At 51.2% G+C, this 19708-nt stretch carries 17 protein-coding genes; 6 read left to right on the top strand and 11 right to left on the bottom strand.

What is annotated here, in order from left to right; genetic code table 11:
* Positions 1–321: 321 nt before the first annotated feature.
* Positions 322–3009 (bottom strand): leucine--tRNA ligase, encoded by a 2688-nt coding sequence (gene leuS, locus B7992_RS02115; protein WP_088665491.1) that lies wholly within the window; start codon positions 3007–3009, stop codon positions 322–324.
* Positions 3010–3226: 217 nt separating this feature from the next.
* Here leuS and B7992_RS02120 point away from each other — a divergent pair, with 217 nt between their 5' ends.
* Positions 3227–4216 (top strand): porin family protein, encoded by a 990-nt coding sequence (locus B7992_RS02120; protein ID WP_088665492.1) that lies wholly within the window; start codon positions 3227–3229, stop codon positions 4214–4216.
* A 108-nt stretch (positions 4217–4324) separates the two neighbouring features.
* Positions 4325–5152, top strand: coding sequence for an outer membrane beta-barrel protein (locus B7992_RS02125; RefSeq protein ID WP_073238593.1), 828 nt, complete (start codon positions 4325–4327; stop codon positions 5150–5152).
* A gap of 90 nt (positions 5153–5242) precedes the next feature.
* On the opposite strand, the gene B7992_RS02130 is transcribed toward B7992_RS02125, so the two are convergent.
* The 9 genes from B7992_RS02130 to B7992_RS02170 all read right to left on the bottom strand — a co-directional run bounded on the left by B7992_RS02130 (position 5243) and on the right by B7992_RS02170 (position 15834).
* Positions 5243–8203, bottom strand: coding sequence for a fused MFS/spermidine synthase (locus B7992_RS02130; RefSeq protein ID WP_073283583.1), 2961 nt, complete (start codon positions 8201–8203; stop codon positions 5243–5245).
* A 26-nt stretch (positions 8204–8229) separates the two neighbouring features.
* The gene (locus tag B7992_RS02135; protein WP_088665493.1) at positions 8230–9804 is read right to left on the bottom strand and encodes a M6 family metalloprotease domain-containing protein; all 1575 of its coding nucleotides are present in this window, start codon (positions 9802–9804) and stop codon (positions 8230–8232) included.
* Between the two features lie 215 nt (positions 9805–10019).
* Positions 10020–10379, bottom strand: coding sequence for a P-II family nitrogen regulator (locus B7992_RS02140; RefSeq protein ID WP_073161522.1), 360 nt, complete (start codon positions 10377–10379; stop codon positions 10020–10022).
* Entirely contained in the window at positions 10376–10792 is a 417-nt protein-coding gene (locus tag B7992_RS02145) for a hypothetical protein (protein ID WP_073161521.1), read from the bottom strand. The genes B7992_RS02140 and B7992_RS02145 overlap by 4 nt, the downstream gene beginning before the upstream one ends.
* A gap of 8 nt (positions 10793–10800) precedes the next feature.
* Positions 10801–12330: a DUF1538 domain-containing protein gene (locus tag B7992_RS02150; RefSeq protein WP_073161520.1), complete on the bottom strand. Its 1530-nt coding sequence runs from the start codon at positions 12328–12330 to the stop codon at positions 10801–10803.
* Positions 12331–12347: 17 nt separating this feature from the next.
* Positions 12348–13085, bottom strand: coding sequence for an ABC-type transport auxiliary lipoprotein family protein (locus B7992_RS02155; RefSeq protein WP_088665494.1), 738 nt, complete (start codon positions 13083–13085; stop codon positions 12348–12350).
* Positions 13085–14056 (bottom strand): MlaD family protein, encoded by a 972-nt coding sequence (locus B7992_RS02160; protein WP_073161518.1) that lies wholly within the window; start codon positions 14054–14056, stop codon positions 13085–13087. The genes B7992_RS02155 and B7992_RS02160 overlap by 1 nt, the downstream gene beginning before the upstream one ends.
* Positions 14057–14075: 19 nt before the next feature.
* Positions 14076–14858, bottom strand: a complete 783-nt coding sequence (locus tag B7992_RS02165) for an ABC transporter ATP-binding protein (RefSeq protein WP_073161517.1) — start codon at positions 14856–14858, stop codon at positions 14076–14078.
* A 7-nt stretch (positions 14859–14865) separates the two neighbouring features.
* Complete coding sequence (locus B7992_RS02170; protein ID WP_158236537.1) at positions 14866–15834, bottom strand: ABC transporter permease; 969 nt, start codon at positions 15832–15834, stop codon at positions 14866–14868.
* Positions 15835–16023: 189 nt separating this feature from the next.
* On the opposite strand from B7992_RS02170, the gene B7992_RS02175 reads away from it, so the two are divergent.
* From B7992_RS02175 to B7992_RS02185, 3 genes are read left to right on the top strand one after another with little or no spacing between them, the layout of a single operon-like run.
* Positions 16024–16623: an RNA polymerase sigma factor gene (locus tag B7992_RS02175; protein ID WP_254793757.1), complete on the top strand. Its 600-nt coding sequence runs from the start codon at positions 16024–16026 to the stop codon at positions 16621–16623.
* Entirely contained in the window at positions 16607–16963 is a 357-nt protein-coding gene (locus tag B7992_RS02180) for a hypothetical protein (RefSeq protein WP_073161515.1), read from the top strand. The genes B7992_RS02175 and B7992_RS02180 overlap by 17 nt, the downstream gene beginning before the upstream one ends.
* Complete coding sequence (locus tag B7992_RS02185; RefSeq protein ID WP_088665496.1) at positions 16963–17601, top strand: Spy/CpxP family protein refolding chaperone; 639 nt, start codon at positions 16963–16965, stop codon at positions 17599–17601. Before B7992_RS02180 ends, B7992_RS02185 begins: the two co-directional genes overlap by 1 nt.
* A gap of 97 nt (positions 17602–17698) precedes the next feature.
* On the opposite strand, the gene B7992_RS17050 is transcribed toward B7992_RS02185, so the two are convergent.
* Positions 17699–17824: a hypothetical protein gene (locus tag B7992_RS17050; RefSeq protein ID WP_254917582.1), complete on the bottom strand. Its 126-nt coding sequence runs from the start codon at positions 17822–17824 to the stop codon at positions 17699–17701.
* A gap of 206 nt (positions 17825–18030) precedes the next feature.
* Here B7992_RS17050 and pgi point away from each other — a divergent pair, with 206 nt between their 5' ends.
* Positions 18031–19677, top strand: coding sequence for a glucose-6-phosphate isomerase (pgi, locus tag B7992_RS02190; RefSeq protein WP_073161513.1), 1647 nt, complete (start codon positions 18031–18033; stop codon positions 19675–19677).
* Positions 19678–19708 lie beyond the last annotated feature (31 nt).

Here is a 19708-nt window from a genome sequence, read left to right on the forward strand (position 1 = left end):
AGAGGTGCGGGGGGTCCTGTTGTTTCAAATATACAATCTATTTCAAAGAAAAGCAAGCGCCCATTCGCCCGTCTAGGCGTGAAACACCCTCTATTTTAAAGTAGGAAGTAAGCCGGGGCGTTACGGGGGCGGCGTCTGAGCCCACGTAGAGGGGGTGGAGAGCAACAAAGTGCGAACCAGGGGGAGTCTTCCCCTTTTATAAAAAAAGACCGCAGCGGTTAGGCTACGGTCTAATTTTTTGCGGGTCTGGATCCTTCGGCGCGACGCGCCTCAGGATGACGTTTGTCGATGCAAGGGCCCTTCGACAGGCTCAGGGACCTTTCACTTCACCACGATATTCACCAGCTTACCAGGAACTGCGATAACCTTAACCACAGTCTTGCCATTAGTGAATTCCTTCACGCGGTCATTTTCCATGGCGAGGGCTTCCAAAGCGGCCTTGTCCATGTCCTTGGCGACGCTTGCCTTGGCACGGAGCTTGCCGTTCACCTGGAACACGACTTCGACGGTGTTTTCCACAGCCTTGGAAGCGTCGGCTTCAGGCCATGCCACGTTGGTGAGGGATCCTTCGTGACCGAGAATGCTCCACATTTCTTCGGCGATGTGGGGAGCAAAGGGCTGCAGGAGCTTTACGAAGGTTTCGCAAGGTTCGCGGTAGCGCTTGTCCATCTTCATCATTTCGTTGTTGAAGATCATCAGCTGGCTGATAGCGGTATTGAAGCTCATGTTTTCAATGTCGCTTGTAACCTTGATGATGGACTGGTGCATAATCTTCTGGATTTCTTCGGGAGCGGCTTCGTCAACGAAGACGGGAGCAGCATCGTCGTCGCCTACCACAGAACGCCATGCGCGGCCCAGGAAGCGGTTCATACCTTCGATGCCCTTGGTCTGCCAAGGCTTCACGGCATCCAGAGGACCCATGAACATTTCGTACAAACGAAGGCTGTCTGCACCGTAGTCGCGAACCACGTCGTCCGGGTTCACAACGTTCTTCAGGGACTTACTCATCTTGGCAACGATCTGCTTCAGTTCGATGTCGGTACCCTTCTTGAAGAACTTGCCGTTCTTTTCTTCCACTTCGTCGGTGGGAACCTTGGAGCCGGCTGCGTCTTCGTAAGCGAAGGCAAGAATCATACCCTGGTTAAAGAGCTTCTGGAAGGGTTCGTCGGTAGAGACGAGGCCCAGGTCGAAGAGGACCTTGTGCCAGAAACGGCTGTACAGCAAGTGAAGCACTGCATGTTCTGCACCGCCCACATAAAGGTCAACAGGCATCCAGTACTTTTCAAGTTCCTTCGCGAGGAAGGCGTCGCCGTTGCAGGCGTCGATGTAGCGCAGGTAGTACCAGCAAGAACCAGCCCACTGCGGCATGGTATTCGTTTCGCGGATGCCCTTGCGGCCGTTCTTGTCCGTGACCTGGAGCCATTCGGTAGCGTTCGCAAGCGGAGACTGACCGCCATCACCCGGCTTGTAGTCCTGGAGTTCCGGCAACTGAACCGGCAGCTGGTCGTCATCGACGGTAGAGATTTCGCCATCTTCCCAGTGGATGATGGGGAACGGTTCGCCCCAGTAACGCTGACGGCTGAAGAGCCAGTCACGGAGCTTGTAGTTCACGGTAGCCTTACCGATCTTGTTGGCTTCCAGCCATTCGATTACCTTAGCCTTGCCAGCTTCCTTGTTGAGGCCGTTGAGGCAGAGGGTATCGTTCTGGCTGTTGATGTAGGTGCCGTCGGCAGCCCAGCATGCTTCGCCAGCGAGAACCTGAGGCTTCACGTCTTCCGGGCAAGAAGCGTCCGGTTCCATGATGCAGATAACAGGCAGGTTGAACTTCTTTGCGAATTCAAAGTCGCGGGTATCGTGGGCGGGCACTGCCATGATGGCGCCGGTGCCGTAGCCAGTCAAAACGTAGTCAGCCACCCAAACCGGAATCTTGGTGCCGGTCAGCGGGTTGATAGCATAGGAGCCAGAAAACACGCCGGTCTTTTCCTTGGCAAGTTCGGTACGGTCCAGGTCGCTCTTGAGAGCGGCGGCGTGAACGTAGGCTTCCACAGCTTCCTTCTGTTCCGGGGTAGTGAGGGTCGGGACGAGAGCGTGTTCCGGAGCCACCACCATGTAAGTTGCACCGAACAGGGTATCACAACGGGTGGTATAGACGCGGAGCTTGTTTTCGGTGGGCTTGCCGTTGGCATCAGCGATTGCGAAATCTACTTCTGCGCCCTGGCTCTTGCCGATCCAGTTCTTCTGCATGTCCTTCACGCCCTGGGGCCAATCAAGCTTATCGAGGCCCTTCAGCAAGCGGTCGCCATAATGGGGGATACGCATGAGCCACTGCTTCAGGTTACGGCGTTCCACTTCCTTGGTGCCGCACTTTTCGTGAGAACCGTCGTTCAAAACTTCTTCGTTAGCGCAAACAATCTTGCAGTGCTTGCACCACCAGACCTGAGCGTCGGCATAATAAGCAAGGCGCTTAGAATCCTTGAACTTGCGAACTTCTGCTGCACCCTGAGCCTGAACATCGGCGGGGATGGGCAGTTCTTCAATGGGGCGGCCCTTCTGCTGGACCTCATCGAACCAGGTGCCGTAAAGACGCTTGAAAATCCACTGGGTCCACTTGTAGTACTTCGGGTCGGTGGTGTTCACTTCCTTTTCCCAGTCGTAAGAAAGGCCGAGGCGCTGGATCTGACGGCGGAAATTGTCGCAGTTCTTCTTGGTGGTGATTGCCGGGTGTGTACCGGTCTGGATTGCATACTGTTCAGCGGGGAGGCCGAAGGCATCCCAACCCATGGGGTGCAAGACGTTGAAACCCTTGGAACGCTTGTAGCGGCAAATGATATCCGTTGCGGTGTAACCTTCCGGGTGGCCAACATGGAGGCCTGCGCCGCTGGGATACGGGAACATGTCCAAGCAGTAGAACTTGGGCTTAGACTGATCGGTGCCAGTCTTAAAGGTCTGATGTTCAGCCCAGTAAGCCTGCCACTTGGTTTCAATTTCTTGCGGATTATACTTTGCCATTTTTTCCTCGTTCAGCGGTGAGTTATGAGCAACGAGTAACGAGCCTTATAATCGCAGTTTCGCTGCACCTTTATGATGCGCGAAGCGCCACTATTCAACTCAAACCTCAAAGCCCGCCAAGGCAGGCGACCTCATACCTCACGGCTAGTTAAAATTTTACGGCGAAAAATTTAGAAAATACATAAACAAAGTGTTTTCAAAATGTTATAATTCTAGTATGTTCGCACCTAAGTTTTCTCACAAGCCGATTTTGACCATCGCCATGGCAATTGCCCTAGGCGGATTCTGTTCCATCGCATTCGCCCAGGGAGTTTTCGAAGGTTCCGGCGAAGAGGACAATAGTGGTTGCGTCGGCGACGGTTGCGGAATGGAATTTAACGAAGTTTCCAATTCTACGGATGATACGCAGAGCGACAACGCAAACGGTGTAGAGACTGTAGATGAAAACGGAGTAAAGACCGTCGTATACGGCACGGATTCAACCGCCCAGGATTCCGTAGCACAGGACTCCACCAAGGCAGCGGATTCCACGAAGGTAACAGAATTCTTCGATGACGAAGACACCCGCGCCAACTACGTGCAGGAAAACGCCAGCGAATACCGCGCCCGCAAAGAAGGCTTCTCCAAGTCCATCCAGTTCGGCTTCAGAGCCGGTGCCGGCGCAAACATGAACATCCTCGGAAACCATACCGACGGCTGGAACGTAGGCTTCGACCTAGAAGCAGGCGCCATCGCCAAGCTCCCCATCGGAAACGATTTCTCTGTCGCCGCCGGCCTGGATTTCAGCTACCGCACCTACAGCTACGAAGGCGACAACGACTACAGCCACAACGAAGCAAGCATTTCTGAAATGCTGTTCCAGATTCCCGCCTTTATCCAGTACGCCTTCGATGAAGACGGATTCTTCCTGGGCCTGGGCGCAAACATCAGTCTCAAGATGTCAGGCGAAACCGAATTCAAGCAGACCGTCGACACCAAGGATAAACATTACAAGGATAAGCGCAGCAACACTATGCCCACCGTCGGCGTGGAACTGGGCAGCCTCCTGAACATCGGTTACGTTATCAATAAAAATCTGCAGGTCGACCTGCGCTATGTCCAGAACTACACAAACCTGCTGGACCAGGACGTTATCGCCGAATCCACCCTGATGAAAACCAAGCTCTTTACAAGCCACGTAACTTTGGGTGTAACTCTCCTACTTTAGAGACTAAACTTCCCGTTTCTTAAGTAAACTTTTTTTTCAACACTATTTTTACACGAATAAAATATTTTAGCTAGCTGGTATTCCAAGCTAGTTTTTTATTTTTACATCATGAATTTCAAGAAGTTTAGCCTTTTAGCAGCACTGACTATGGCGCTCTCCATGCCCGTATGGGCCCAGGACAGCGAAACTCCCAGCGACGATGAATGGGTCTCTGCCGACGACGCCAACAAGGCACCCGTCGAAGAAGAAGCCACCTATGACGGCTCCGCCGACAGCGAATTCGCCAATGACGAAGAATACGCCAGCGCCTATGCCAAGTATAAGGCACAATCCACCAAGAAATCCGACATTGAACGTCAGCGTAACGAAGGTTTCGCTCGCGCCGTGCTCCTTGGCGTCCGCGGTCAGGTCGGCGCCAACACCTTCCTGGGTCACAACTCCGATGGTTGGGGAACCGGCTTCCAGATCGGTGGCGGTCTTCTGGTCAAGATGAACCTGGGCATCAAGCACTTGAGCCTGGTTCCAGAACTGACTTTCAACTACCGCTATTACACCTACGAAAAGGACATGGAGATTTACACCAACGAGGCAAGCATCGACATTATGATGTTTGAAATCCCCATGGTTGTCCGCTATACCGTCGAAGACTGGGGCTTCTTCATCGGTGCCGGTGTGAATCTCGGCCTGAAGCTCACCGGTTCCTCTGAATTTTCTACCAGTGGCGAAACTCGCGAAAATACGGTGGCCACCTCCGGCATGGAAGTGGGCGGTGTTTTCGACCTGGGCTACATGCTGACTCGCTGGGTCAGTCTCGACCTGCGATTTGTCTGGTGCTTTACCAGTCTGTTGAACGAAACCCTGGTGGCTGAAGAAGCATTCTCCGAATCAACATTGAACACATTCTACACCAGCGTCGGTGTAAGTTTCATGTTCTAAAAAAAGATTTGCAGATATTAAAAAGGCCTGTTCCAACGAACAGGTCTTTTCTTATGCATACCTATAAAAAGAAAGGCAAAGCCGCCAAGCCTAGCGCTTGGCTGCCAAGGTCTTCCGGAGCTTCTGGATTTCGCGTTCCATCAAGCGCTTTTCTACCGCAAAGAACCGGTCGTTCATCTGAATCGCATTCTTGTAGATTACGTCGGCAAGGTCCGCCTCTCCAGCCTGCAGAGCCATGATTACGCAATTGCGCAGGAAAAATTCATCCATGTCCTGCATCTCGTAATGGTCATAGAAGTCAGCCATCAAGAGGGCTGCCTTGGCGTAATCCTTGGCTCGAGCCGCTTCCGTGATGTTGAATTCATCCACAAAACTCTGGGGGAAGGCGCCAGCGGCAACCGCCTCACGAACCTTCACATAAACGCTGTTGGAATCGCGAACCTCCAGGGGAACGCCTCGCAGGTAGTCGGCATATTCCTCGCGGAACTTGGTGTACCCCACAGAGGCTTCCAGAACCGTATCTGCCGACGCCACCACCTGAGCCACCTCTTGGGCGGTAGAATCAGCCACGACGGGAGTGGCGTCCTTCATCAGCTGTTCCACATAAGCAATCAAGGCCATTTCCTTGAAGGCATCCTTTTCTTCTGCGGCCATGGCCTTCACGCGGGCAGGGCGACGCTTGGCAAAATCTTCCGGATCGAGATATTCCGGCCAGCAGACTTCACAGGAATCGAACACCTGCACGATGTGAGCCTCGGAGTGAACAAAGCGGGCTTCCTCGGCGCGATTATCCACCATAGGCACAAAGACGCTGTTGGGTTCAACACCATCAAGCAGAGACGAAACCATCTTGTTGGTAAACAGGAAGTTCCTTTCGCCAAAGAATTCCGGATCGCGATGAATGCGCTCAAATTCCTTCACCAGTACCGAGTCGGTGCTAAAGCGGCCGATACCCTTCTGGTAAACCGGCTGGTCGCTGGCGATCATGATAATATCCGGTTCATCCGTCGACTTGTACAAACTGACATAAGGGAACGTCTGGTCCAGAGCCTTCAGAATATTCAGGAACATCAGATCGTTAAATTCATAAGTCTGAATCCACTGCACCCAAAGTCCGCCCGGCTTCATATAGCGGCGCATCTTGGCGTAGAACTCGTGGGCAAAGAGACCGGCCACGCCGCTGACCCAAGGATTAGAGGGAACGCTAATGATCATGTCATACTGGCGATGATTCGTATGGAAGAAGGTCGTCGCATCGTCAATAAAAATGTGAATACGAGGATCGTCATATCCGCGGTTATTCCAGGGGTAAAAACCCTTGGCCAAATCCATCATGGCTTCTTCGATTTCAACGCAGTCAAAATCCTTCAGCAAGGGGTCGGCCAGCAAATAATGGGCACCCATACCGCTACCGAAACCCACCATGGCGGCATCGTAAGGTTCAGTCTTTACGGCCATGGGCATAAAGGCGGTTGCCGCCTGAGTCAGTTCATCACTGGAAATAGGCTGAGTGCGGTCCTTGTTCAAGCTGGCATCAGCCTTACCGTTAGTCTTCACATAATAGTGAACCTTGGATTCATGGAAGCTGATGGTCGCCGTCTTTCCATCAATGACACGAATCTTTTCATCGGGATGCAAGTTCTTGAAAGAACGGAATACGCCGGACGTTACCAGATGAGGATCGAAGTTCACAAAGAGGGTCGGCAAAACCATGGCGGCGGCAGCCACATAGAACATGACATTGCGACGCCAACGTTTGCGGTAAACGGCCAACAGAATAAAACCAATGGCAAAGTCCAGCAAGGCAGCCACCACAAGGGCACCCTTCAGCTGCAACAACGGCAAAAGCAAAAGTCCACCGCCAGCAGAACCGATAATGGAACCCAGAGTATTCCAGCCGTACACCTTGCCAATGGGAGCTTCGCTCTTGAAGGCACGAGTCAAGATCAAGGTAATCAGCGGCAAAGTCATACCGGCAAAGAAGCTGGTAGGCACCATCCACAGCAAAGACAAGGCGTACTTGAACAGACTCCAGCAAACGTAACCATCCGTAGTCGGATTAAAAATCTGGTTGGCCTCGTTCATCATGGCCCAGAACGGCTGATGGAAATACAGCGTACAGAGCGCAAAGAAAGCCATAAAAATCTGGGCCAGGGAAAGCACCACCAGAGAATCCTTCTTCAGGAGCTTACCGCTGACAGCACTGCCGATGGCAAGGCCCAAGATAAATGCAGAAAGCATCTGGTCAAAACTATGGCTAGAGCTCCCCATCAAAAGGGAAAGCAGTCGAGTCCACACAATCTCGTACACAAAACTGGTCAGGCCCGTTACCGCCGCAATCCACAGCCAGGCATTCTTAGGCGGCATGGGCAAGTTGTGCTTCGCCACAAAATCTTCGTTGGGGTCTTCTTCTTCGCCTTCGTCGTCAGTCGCATGCACAGGAGAAGTCGCCAATCCGATAAAACCGAAAACTGCAGCCAGCAAGAAGTTGATGGAAGCGGCCACAATCAACGTAGCATGATTACCAATTTCAGGAATCAGCAAGTAGCTGGTAGCCAAGATACCGATGGCAGAGCCCAGGCTGTTGGTAAAGTAGAGCATGGGCAGCGAAACTTCCGCACCGCTCTTGCGCATAAGGCCCGCAGCAATGAAGGGGAACGTCATACCCACCGCAATGGCAATGGGGAGCGTAGAACCTGTCGCCAGAATCACCTTGGCAATTTCTGCACCGCGAGAACTCAAAGACGCCGTAAACTCGGAGTCATAGAAAATTCCCGTCAGCCAGTTGTACATGGGGTGGTAAGCCACGCCGCCAATACCGATACCCAATTCCACCAAGCCGTAGCCCAAGAGCGGGCGCTTAGTCTTCGTCACCAGTTTTCCGGCAACAAAGCTACCGATGGCAAGGCCGCCCATGTAAATGCAGAGGGTCAGCACCTGACCGTAACTGGAATGTCCCAGGAACAATTTGAGGTAGCGCGCCCAGGAACCTTCGTAAATCAGGCCAGCAAAGCCCGACAAGGCAAACAGGAAATAAATCAGAATATTCATGGCGTAAATTTATACAAATTATGCCACTATAGTACAGCCCTCGTCAGGTTTATTCCATCTTGTTCAATAATCAAGATAAACTTTTGATTACGAACATGACTAGGCACTTGGACAATTATATCAAAACCGTTCATTTTCATTTCGTACAAAACCTGCCCATTCAGCGAGAACAGTCTCACGTTCTTTTCTCCTGGCACAGACGAACGAATGTGCAGGGATCCATTCCGCAGCATTGCCCTAGTACGAAACATCTGCGTAATAGACGGCTTTCCCGTTCCAAAAGGTTTCAAAGAGTCATTAATTTCAGCATAGCTAAATGAATAGGGAACACTCCGCGACGAAGACGATAAGTGAGGAACAAAAACCGCACTAGAACTTGAGCTCGAAATTTTTATTTCCTCCATATACGGCGTGGACCTAGAAACCTTGAACGTCACATAGTTCTTGTCTTCGGACTCCGTGATTTCGGATAGCGTAATATTCATGTTAAGGCCGTTGCGAAAAACAAAACCGTCAAATGAAGTGACATTCCCGGTTCCAGGGAACACGTCGGAGGGAAGGGCAGGGCCAGCATCATAGGAGCAAACCTCTCCACCAGCTAAAACCATCCTCATTCCTGACTTGGCCCTCACAAGATACTCACGAGCATGGCACCTAAAAGCATTTACCTGCATTTCCCAAGCTGAGTCGCTATAGTCCACATACCATATCAACATGCCGGAATTAGCTTGTCCCATGTCCCATTTTTTATTGGTTCGGAATTCCAACATATACATCTCATTATCATTTTCGGGATTGGTAATGGAAATCGCTACGTTGTCGTCCAACTTGTCCAAGCGTACAAATTCTTCATTTCCCAGTTCCGAGGGAACAAGCCAACCCATTAGCATTCTGTCGAAGGAAAAATACAGCGGCGAAGGATCTTTTGGTTGGTCCATTATCGACCAGGATCCAACAACAGTTGAGCCGTAACCAACACGAATGTCCGGTAAGCCAAGCATATGGCCGAACTCGTGAACGAAAATTAAAATACTTTTCTGTTCATCAACACTGGCAAAACGACGAACAAACAATTTGTCACTGATCTTGAGCGAAACCTTATGCATCGCAGGCCACAAGGAACGCTCAACATACGTTCTCTCCCCTGCATAAATAAAAGCAGAAAAATCAATATAGCCATCACCATCGTTGTCATACACAGAAAGATTCACACCCTGAGAAAGCAACGTATCAACAGCCTGGGAAAAAGCTAATTCAGCTTCATCTCCCGTAGTGTTCGAGGGGTTGTCATAAAATTCCTTGGCATTCGGAAGGGTTATGGGTCCATACACATCAAAAGAGGGGCGATACTCCCCCATGGAATTATAGACGTAGTAATCCCTGACACTGCCGAAATTGTCACCTTCCTTGAACCCTTCCTTGTTCAGAAAATCCGTATAGAAGTTCCTAGGATTTTCAATTGCGAACTTGACATCCTCAAACTGTACGAGAATAACAGGAACACGAACATCCCCTTGGGTAATATTCTTATTTAAAAGAGGATACGCCAAGCAAGCCGTTGCCTCAATCAACAATAAAACCGCAATATTAAAAAGCCGCATCAATCCTCCTGTATCCAATAGCAATAATCTAACCCGATTTGACAACAAACAAAGTAAAAGTTTGCTTACTTGTTTTCTTTATTATTGAAACAATCGACAGATGTCATCTTCTGATTAAAAACGAGTTGCAAACAAATATTTTTCAAAAAACATTTATTACAATTTACGACATCAATCTTACGATGGCGTTATGAAGGGCATTTTATTATTGACAATTATTTCTTTACGATAGAAGCCATCTTCTGGGTAAGGCGTTCCTTCCACGGAGTAAGGCCCACCACGTTATCCACCGGCAGCGAGAACGCGATTCCCTGGCCCATGGTATCAAGGCCAGCCTTCTGGTAAAGGGCATGGAGAACGTCATCCTTGATCTTTGCATCCACAAGGATCATGACGATTTCCTTTTCGGGCTGGATAGCGATGTGGAAAAGGGATTCCGCTTCCTTGTTTGCGGTTCCGCGTGCATTCAGGATGGTACCGCCGCGAGCGCCAGCTTCCTTGGCAGCATCCATCACGGCTTCAGAGAAACCTGCATTCACAATACAAAAAATGACTTCGTGATTGAATCCACTCATTGTTCATTTCTCCGGACCGCATCGCGGTTGTCGCTTAAAAAGTTAAAAATGGACTTGCCGATAATGCTTGCCATGGGAATGGTATAGGCAATGCCCTTACCGCCCACGATGGTGTTAAACTTTTCTTCAAGACTGTCCAGGGCCGCGGTCAAGTTTTCGTCACCGATAATGCTAAAGATTACGGCACGGTCAGAATCCGTAAGGCCCATGGCAGTGGCAATTTCCTTGGGAGCCGTACCCTGGCCATAAACCACCATCTGCATATTCACGCCAAAACTCTGGATGTGGTCCATATAGAAATCAGCCTTGCTGCGGCTCACCACCGTAATCAGCACCTTCAGCTTATTCATTGAGACCCTGGAATGACCCGACTTTGCAGGGGCGCGACGAATGTACTTCTTTAAATCAGCCATACCTCTCCCTACATAAAGTCAATAATCTGTTCGTCATCCGCATCCTGGATTCGACGCATCATCATTCGGTTTCTTACAAATCTAGAGGCCACCGCCTTAAAACCCAGAATCTGAATCGTAATCAGCGGAGTCATGGCCACCATGGCCACCACACCAAAAGCATAGCTCAAAATGCCACCTTCGCCATGAATGGCAGAGCAGGCACCAATGGCCAAAGGCAAAATAAAACTGGAAGTCAAGGGGCCGCTAGCCACACCACCGGAGTCAAAGGCGATGGCCGTATAAAGCTTAGGCACAAAGAAGGAAAGTCCCAAAGAAAGGAAGTAACCGGGAATAAGGTAATAGATTACCGGGAAACCATAAATCAGACGGATCATGGAAAGTCCGATAGAAATACCCACACCTACAGAAAGGGCGATCAACATGGAGCGCTTGGTGACAAGGCCGCCAGTAATTTCTTCTACCTGTTTATTGAGAACGTGAACGGCAGGTTCCGCAAGAACAACCACCATTCCAATCACAAAACCAGAGATCACCAGGGCACGGGGCAGTTGAGCCAGCTGTTGCCCCAATTCAAAGCCAATAGGCATAAAGCCCACCGCCACAGCCGTCAAGAAAATCACAAGTCCCACAAAGGTATATACGATACCGAAGCCGATCTGGGCCAGCTTGGCGCGAGAAAGCTTAAGCACCGTCAGCTGCAAGGTCACGAAGAACGCCACGATCAATCCAAGGGCAACCAGCACTTCCTTGGCAACGCCTGCCACCGCCGGCAAGAAATTCGCACCAAGGCTTGCGTCAATGGAATAAGCTTCTTCGGAAAGGGTATAAGTCAGGTCACCCTGAGCAAACAGAACAAGACCCATCAAGGCAAGCATGGGGCCAACAGAGCAAAGAGCAATCAGACCGAAGCTGTTTTCGCTGGCATGCTTACCGCCAATGGCACCAGCCACACCCACACCCAGGGCCATGATAAAGGGAACCGTAATGGGGCCTGTAGTCACACCGCCACTATCAAAGGCCAGCGGCACAAAAACTTCCTTGCCCAGCGAAACCATCAACATTCCCAACATGAACAGAACCATGTAGAAGAAGATGATAATCGCTGAAAGGTCCTTCTTAAAAACAATCTTGAAAATGGAAATCAAGAGGAACAGGCCCACGCCGATACCTACCGTAGCAATCAGCATGGTAGGGTTCACAGCATTCTTCACCTGCTCCGCAAGCACCGACAAATCCGGTTCCGCAATGGTAATAAGCACGCCCATCACAAAGCAGACCGAAGCCAGCAACAGAACGCGGCGGGATTTGGCAAGACCGGAACCCATATGTTCACCCATAGGGGTCATGGCCAGGTCAGCGCCCAGGTTGAACAGGCCAATGCCCACCACCAGAAATACGGCGCAAACCGCAAAGACAACCATTTCCTTAAAGCTCAGCGACACCAGCGGCGTAAAGGAAACAATCAAGACAATCAGTGTTATGGGCAACACTGACGCAAAGGATTCCTTTAACTTAGCCAATAAAATTTTGAGCATCGCTCCGCAATATAGCTTTATTCGCTCACTGCAGGCGGCTCGACCTCCGGAGCAGCGGGTGCTTCCGTTGCGGGAACATCAGAAGCGGCGGGCTCTTCCATTTCGGGGGCGGGCAATTCTTCATACCCCTTGGCGGTCACATGTTCCTCGGGAACAAAACTCATCACGCGGCGGATATCGTCAATGGCGTCATCTGCAAATGCCTTCAGCAGTTCATAGACGGCCTCGGCAAAATTCCTCATGTCGTCGCCTTTATAGTTCCTGGATTCATCGTAAGCCTTACGCCAGATAAAGCCCTCGGTTTCGGTCTTACGCAAGGTGAAGGTAACGGCCAGACGGGCAAAGCGATCGTTTCCGCGGTCCACTTCTTCCACGGCATTCACATGGGTCATGAATTCCAGATCCGGCTTGACAGCCACATCCACATCCAGTACGCCAAAGAGGGCCGAAGACTTCATCATAGAAGTCACAGACTGTTCCACCAGAAATTCCGGGCGGGCAGCCCACACGGAATAAGTGTAGAACATGAAGTCATAAGGCGATTCGCGATACACGATATTGTTTCGACGGTAGGCCGGGTCTACAGAGGCATGGGTCACCATCAAAGTGTAGGGGAACACCGGATCTGCGGTAGCCTTCTTCACCTTGGGAACAGGCAGCATGTAATATTTGACTTCCCTATCAGGGCCGCCAAAGCAACCCGTGAGAACCATCGCAACGGCGCAAGCCATCCAAAAGGCAATCTTACCCATCATTACTTCTCCCTATCAGAAGCCTTGGGACTGCGAATCAGGCTAGAGGGCTGATTCTTGATCTTCTGGCTGAAATCGTTGAGGTTTTCCAGAATGGCATTCAGCTGCTTAAGAGCATCTGCAAAGTTCGTCTGGTTCTTATACAGGAACACATCCACTCTCCTGGACATAGCTTCCAGCGAATGCAAAGTCTTGACCAGGTCGTCGTTCATCTGCTTGGTATCGAGAGCGGCCATCTTCGCCTGGATCTGGTCCAGCGTATTCTTGACTTCTATAGCCAAGTGGGACTCGTCAAGTTCTGCGGTAATGCGCTTCAGGGAACCCATAGACGTATCCAGTTTTGCTACCGGAGCCTCCATGGACTTCACCAGACGATTGCCGTTATTCAAGAGAGCGTTTCCGGTAGCCATCATGGTCTTGGTGCCGGCGGAAGCCTCTTCAAAATTAGAGAGGGTGCGTGAAATCTTCTTGGCATTCTTTTCTGACAGAACGTTGTTCAAATTATCCAGAAGCATTTCGATGCGGGCCACCAAGTTTTCTGCCTGGCCCGTAATTTCGCTGATGCGGTTCACGCCCGCCTGAACAAAGGAGCCATCGGGAAGATTTTCTTCTGCGGCATCGCCACCATTCAAAATCAGGTAGCGGTTTCCCGTCAACGAAATACCACTCGTCATCTGCACCTGGGTACCCGCCTTAATAGGCGTTTCGGGGCTTACCTCAAACCAGACCATCACATTGTTCAAGTTCTTCGGGTCAATCAGAATCTTGCGCACATGACCCACATCGATACCGTTCAGCATCACGCGGGCATCCACCGACAGACCCTGCACCGATTCAGAGAAAATCGTGTAATAGGTAACTTTCTGATTGTGGATCTTTTCACCAATCAGATAGCCCACAAAGCCCACAATTCCCACAAAACACAATAGCAGGAATAAACCTAGCCTTATTCGTTCCGCTTTCGTAGTTTCCATAAGTTATCCTTTCCTACCCTCAGTTTTCAAAGTCAAAATTTATAAATCCGGCATTACCCAATTCATCGGGGCATTCACGCCTAAAGAACGTCCGGATCTCGGGAATATCCGATTCCAGCCCCTGCTGCAGATTTCCATCCAGAAGGACCTCGCCCTCCTTCAAGAAAATGAACTTGTCGCAGATGGTCTTGATGCTTTCAAGTTCGTGAGTCACGATGACCACCGAAATCTTCAAGTCGTCCCGCAGTTCCAAAAGCAGTTCGTCCAGGGACCTGGCGGTAATAGGGTCAAGACCTGCAGACGGTTCATCACAGAACAGCAGTTCAGGTTCCAGCGCCAGGGCGCGGGCAAGGGCCGCACGTTTACGCATACCGCCCGAAAGTTCCGACGGATACTTGTTAAAGGCATGAAGCAGATGCACCTTCTCCAAACGATCCGCAATCACATCGTCCATGATGCTCTTGGGAATCCCCGGCTTGTGACGTTGCAGGGGCAAGGCCACATTCTCGGCCACAGTTAGACTTGTTAACAAGGCGCCCCCCTGGAACAGCACTCCCGTACGCTTGCGAACTTCATCGGGAATAGGGACCGTAGCAGGATAAGCTTCCCCAAAAAAGGAGATGTTACCGCCAAGGGGTTTTTCTAACTGTAAAATATTATTCAGAAGCGTCGACTTGCCGCAACCGGAACCGCCAAGAATCACGCGGATCTCGCCGGCAGCCACCTCGAAGCTTACGTCCTTCAGGATCACCTTGCGTCCGTAGCCCGCCTTCAAATGTTCCACTTTCAATAAGGGAGTCATAAAACCTCTAGTAGAATATGAAGGAGAACAGGGCATCCGCAAGGATGATACCCGCAATGGAATAAACAACGCAGACCGTGGTGGCCTTACCCACCGAATCGGCACCGCCTCGAGCCCTGAAGCCCTGGAGGCAGGCAATCAAGGTCACGATCCAGCCAAACACCATGGACTTGACAATGCTCTTGAACAACAGCACCATGGGCAGGGCCCCGCGCAAACCTTCCCAGTAATTGCGGGGCGAAATTTCACAAATCCAGAACGCCACCAGAAAGCCGGCAAAACAGCCAATCACCGATGCCATAAAGGAAAGAATAGGCACGGCGATAGTCATGGCCTTAAAGCGGGGCAAGATCAAATACTGAACCGGATGGATACCCATGGTACGCAAGGCCTTGATTTCTTCGGCCACGCTCATACTGGCGATTTCTGCCGTAATGGAACTTCCGGAACGGCCCGCCAAAATGATGGAAGTCAGCAGGGGGCCCATTTCGGCAAACATCAAAAAGCCCACACCCACAGAAAGGTAATCGGCGGCACCGAAAGTATTCAGCTGGTTGGCACTCTGGAGCGCCAAGGTAAAACCAATCAGAAATACCAACAAGAAGACAATGCCGGCAGCCTCGCTACCCAGGCGCAGCAACTGTTTGGCCACACCGCCAAAAGGCAAGCGCTTACGGTCAAAACGGCCCACAAAAGTCCAATAGACACTTTCGCTGAGCAGGTAAAGCAAGGTCTTCAAGGTATCAATGACTTCAAAGCCCATCCACCCCAGACGTTCGACGAATCCTGCGGCCTCGGCGATTTCGCCGGCAGGCACGTCAATTTTACGCACCCTCGACAATTCCGCCTTTATTTCCGGCGAAAAATTCGCAAGTTTCAGACGATGTCCGAGACGTTCCGCTTCCAGGGCTAACTTTGCGAACAGGGCCTTGGATTCCAGATCCAACCCCACGAAATTGGCCCCATCCAATCGCAAATCTGACCTCCTCAGAACGCGCATACACTTGCCAAGCCAACTTGACAACTGCTTCGGAGCAATCCGTTCCGGGAGCGTTAATGTAACCAAATCCTCCATAAGCAAAAAGTAATATATTTTTTGACACTTCTATATAAGTCTCACTTTTTTTTGCAACCGCCAAAACACCACAATCATCAAAAGTGCGAAATGAACACGAATCTGGTCGAATCCACAATCATCCAAAAGCTGAAGCTCGGTAGCCGCGAAGCCCTGGCCCTCCTCTGGCAGGACCACAGCAAGAACGTACTGAACCTGGCCTTCCGCATGATGAAGGATCGCGACCAGGCCGAAGACATCCTGATGGACGTATTCGTTCAGATCCCCAAGGCGATACATAAATTTCGTGGAGAATCGGCGTTGAACACCTGGCTGTACAAGCTAACCGTAAACGCCTGCCTCATGAAACTTAGAGCGCAAAAAAGACATAGCGAACTGGAAAGCGAAAACGCCCTCCTCATTATAGAAGAGGCCCTAGGCCAGAACGAAGGCGAGAACATTGACATTCCGGGCCACACACAGAACGAAGCCGAGCATTACGATCCGGAACTTCTGTCCCAAGGTCTGAACACCTTACCCGCCGAAACACGAAGCATGCTCTGGCTCAAGGATGCCGAAGATTTAGACATCAAGGACCTTTCCGAGGTTTACAACCTCCCCGAAGGAACCATCAAGGCAAAACTCAGCCGAGCCCGCCACCGTATCAAAGACTTTATAAGGGAGCGAATCCACCATGCAAAACAAGCTTGATTTTTCTAGTCTGGAACAGCTCACCCCAAGAGCAGACTCCTGGGAAAAAGTCTGCGCCCGCCTGGACGCGGATTCCAGCAAGGTAGACGCCCTGCCCAGCAACCTCATCCCCTTCCGCATCATGAGTGCCATCCCCCTGGCCGCAAGCCTGGTGCTGATCGGCATTAGCGTTCTCATGACCGCATTCTCCAACACCTCCGAGAATATTTCCATCAGCACCATTACTTCTACCGAGGTATCCAGCTGGTATCATGGTCTGGGCAGCGACAACGACAACGACGATTTTGACACATTGGACGAAAACGTAACCCTCAGCTATTTCTATAAGGACGCAAAATAATGAAAGGATCAGCAAAACTCTTTATCGCAAGCCTCATCGTGTTCGCCGCCTCCGCCGGATTCTTCGCAGGATCCGTATGCATGAAACCCTGCCCCAAGGGCCCCATGGCCATGGAAGGCTTCCAACCGGGCATGATGCCGCCGCCTCCGGGATTCGATGGTAAGAATCCTCCCCCGGAAATGAAGGGCCCCATGGGCCAGCACGGCCCCAAGGGTCACAGAGGCCCCCACGGTCCTAACGGTCCTGACCGCGAAATGATGGACTCCTTGCTGCAGGTCACCGCCGACCAGAAGGTAGCCCTCGAAAAGAACCGCACCGAAGCCGAGGAAACCCTGAAGACCCTCCGCAAGAATAAGTTCGAGGCAGAAAAGGCCCTGGGCGAAGCTCTGAACACCGAAGACATCAAGGCCATCGAAACGGCAAAGGCAAACGTCCTGTCTGCCGACAAGGCCCTGCTGGACCACCGCATCAATTCCATCGCCGCCCTGAACAAGATCCTGACCAAGGAACAGCGCGAGAAGTTCCGTGCCTTCCACAAGGAAGCCATGAAGAAGTTCAGGGATCACAAGGATCATGGTCCTAAGCCCGGCATGGGTCCCGATATGGGCCCCAAGCTCGAAGGCGAACCCCAGGAATAACAGACGAATTTCCTTGATAAGCAACAAAGGCCCCGGCAATTGCCGGGGCCTTTTCCGTTAAATTTTTTGTTGTGCGTTAAATGTTAAAGTCTAATTGTTAAACGAAGGCGAATATTACCAGGAGGGCCGTCGCAACAGCGAGAACGCCGCTGATGAAGGCTTCCACCTTCGGGCCATACTGCTTTGTCTCAGTATGCGTCTCATCTTGAAAACGCTGTTCCATAATACCTTCCTTTACACCACAGGGTTTCCCATCCCTGTCTTTACAAATTACAAAATTTCGTCATTCTTGAGGTGAGTTTCGTCACAGAAATCTATGGACTTTCCATCCACGAGTATTAGGGGTTGGAATATTAGAAATTGTCTTATTCCAACTTTTTCTATATTTCCGCCCGTATTTAACTCCCGCCTAGCGGAAAGGATTAAACTATGTCTAAACTGACTGATTCTATGGAATGGAAGGCTCTCGAAGCCCACTCCGAAGTTGCAAAGACCTGGCACATGAAGGAACTCTTCGCCAAGGATCCCAGCCGCGCTGCCAAGTTCAGCGCCGAAGCTTGCGGCCTCTTCCTGGACTACTCCAAGAACATCATCACTGACGAAACCATGGCCAAGCTCCAGGACCTCCTGAAGTCTGCCAACTTCGAAGAAATCCGCGCTAAGTACTTCGGTGGCGAAAAGATCAACACCACCGAAAAGCGTGCAGTTCTCCACACTGCTCTCCGCTACAAGGGTAACGATCCTATCTGCGTCGACGGCAAGGACGTTATGCCCGAAGTCCGTGCTGTTCTCAAGCACATGGAAGAATTCACCAACCTGGTCCGCAACGGTTCCTGGAAGGGCCACACCGGCAAGTCCATCAAGTATGTGGTGAACATCGGTATCGGTGGTTCTGACCTTGGCCCGGTGATGGTTACCGAGGCCCTCAAGCCCTATGCTGGCGAAAACGCTCCCGAAGTGTTCTTCGTTTCTAACATCGACGGCACCCACATGGCAGAAACCCTGAAGAAGGTCAACCTGGAAGAAACCCTCTTCATCGTCGCTTCCAAGACTTTCACCACCCTCGAAACCATGACCAATGCAGAAACCGCCAAGGCTGCAGTTCTCAAGGCTTTCAACGGCGACGAAAAGTCCATCGCCAAGCACTTCGTTGCTCTTTCCACCAACACCGAAGCTGTTTCCGCTTTCGGTATCGACCCGGCCAACATGTTCGAATTCTGGAACTGGGTTGGCGGCCGCTACTCTCTGTGGTCTGCAATCGGTCTGTCCATCTCCCTGCGCATCGGCTTCGATAACTACATGAAGCTCCACCAGGGTGCTTACGAAATGGATCAGCACTTCAAGACTGCTCCTGCCGACAAGAACCTGCCGGTTATCCTCGCCCTCATCGGTGTCTGGTACAACAACTTCTTCGGTGCATCCAGCTACGCTATGCTCCCCTACGACCAGTACCTCCATCGCCTGGCCGCCTACTTCCAGCAGGCTGACATGGAATCCAACGGTAAGTTCGTTGACCGCGACTGCAACCGCGTCGACTACCAGACTGGCCCGATCCTCTGGGGCGAACCGGGTACCAACGGTCAGCACGCCTTCTATCAGCTGATCCACCAGGGCACCAAGATGATTCCTTGCGACTTCATCGCCCCGGCAAACAGCCACAACGCAGTTGGCGATCACCACCAGAAGCTGCTCTCCAACTTCTTCGCTCAGCCCGAAGCCCTCATGAACGGCAAGACTCAGGAACAGGCTGCAGAAGAACTCCGCAAGGCTGGCAAGTCTGAAGAAGAAATCGCTTTCCTCGCTCCCCACAAGGTGTTCGAAGGCAACAAGCCCACCAACTCCATCATGATGGACTACGTTTCTCCGGAACGTCTCGGTGCTCTCATTGCCATGTACGAACACAAGATCTTCACCCAGGGCGTTATCTGGAACATCAACAGCTACGACCAGTGGGGTGTTGAACTGGGTAAGCAGCTGGCCATGAAGATCCTCCCGGAACTGAAGGCTGACACCGAACTCAAGCACGACTCTTCCACCAACCAGCTCATCAACTGGTTCAAGAAGAATCAGAAGTAAGCTTCGCTTCCCTAGAGATTGCAAAAAAACA

Origin of the sequence: Fibrobacter sp. UWH1 (assembly GCF_002210365.1) — a bacterium.
Taxonomy (GTDB): Bacteria; Fibrobacterota; Fibrobacteria; order Fibrobacterales; family Fibrobacteraceae; genus Fibrobacter.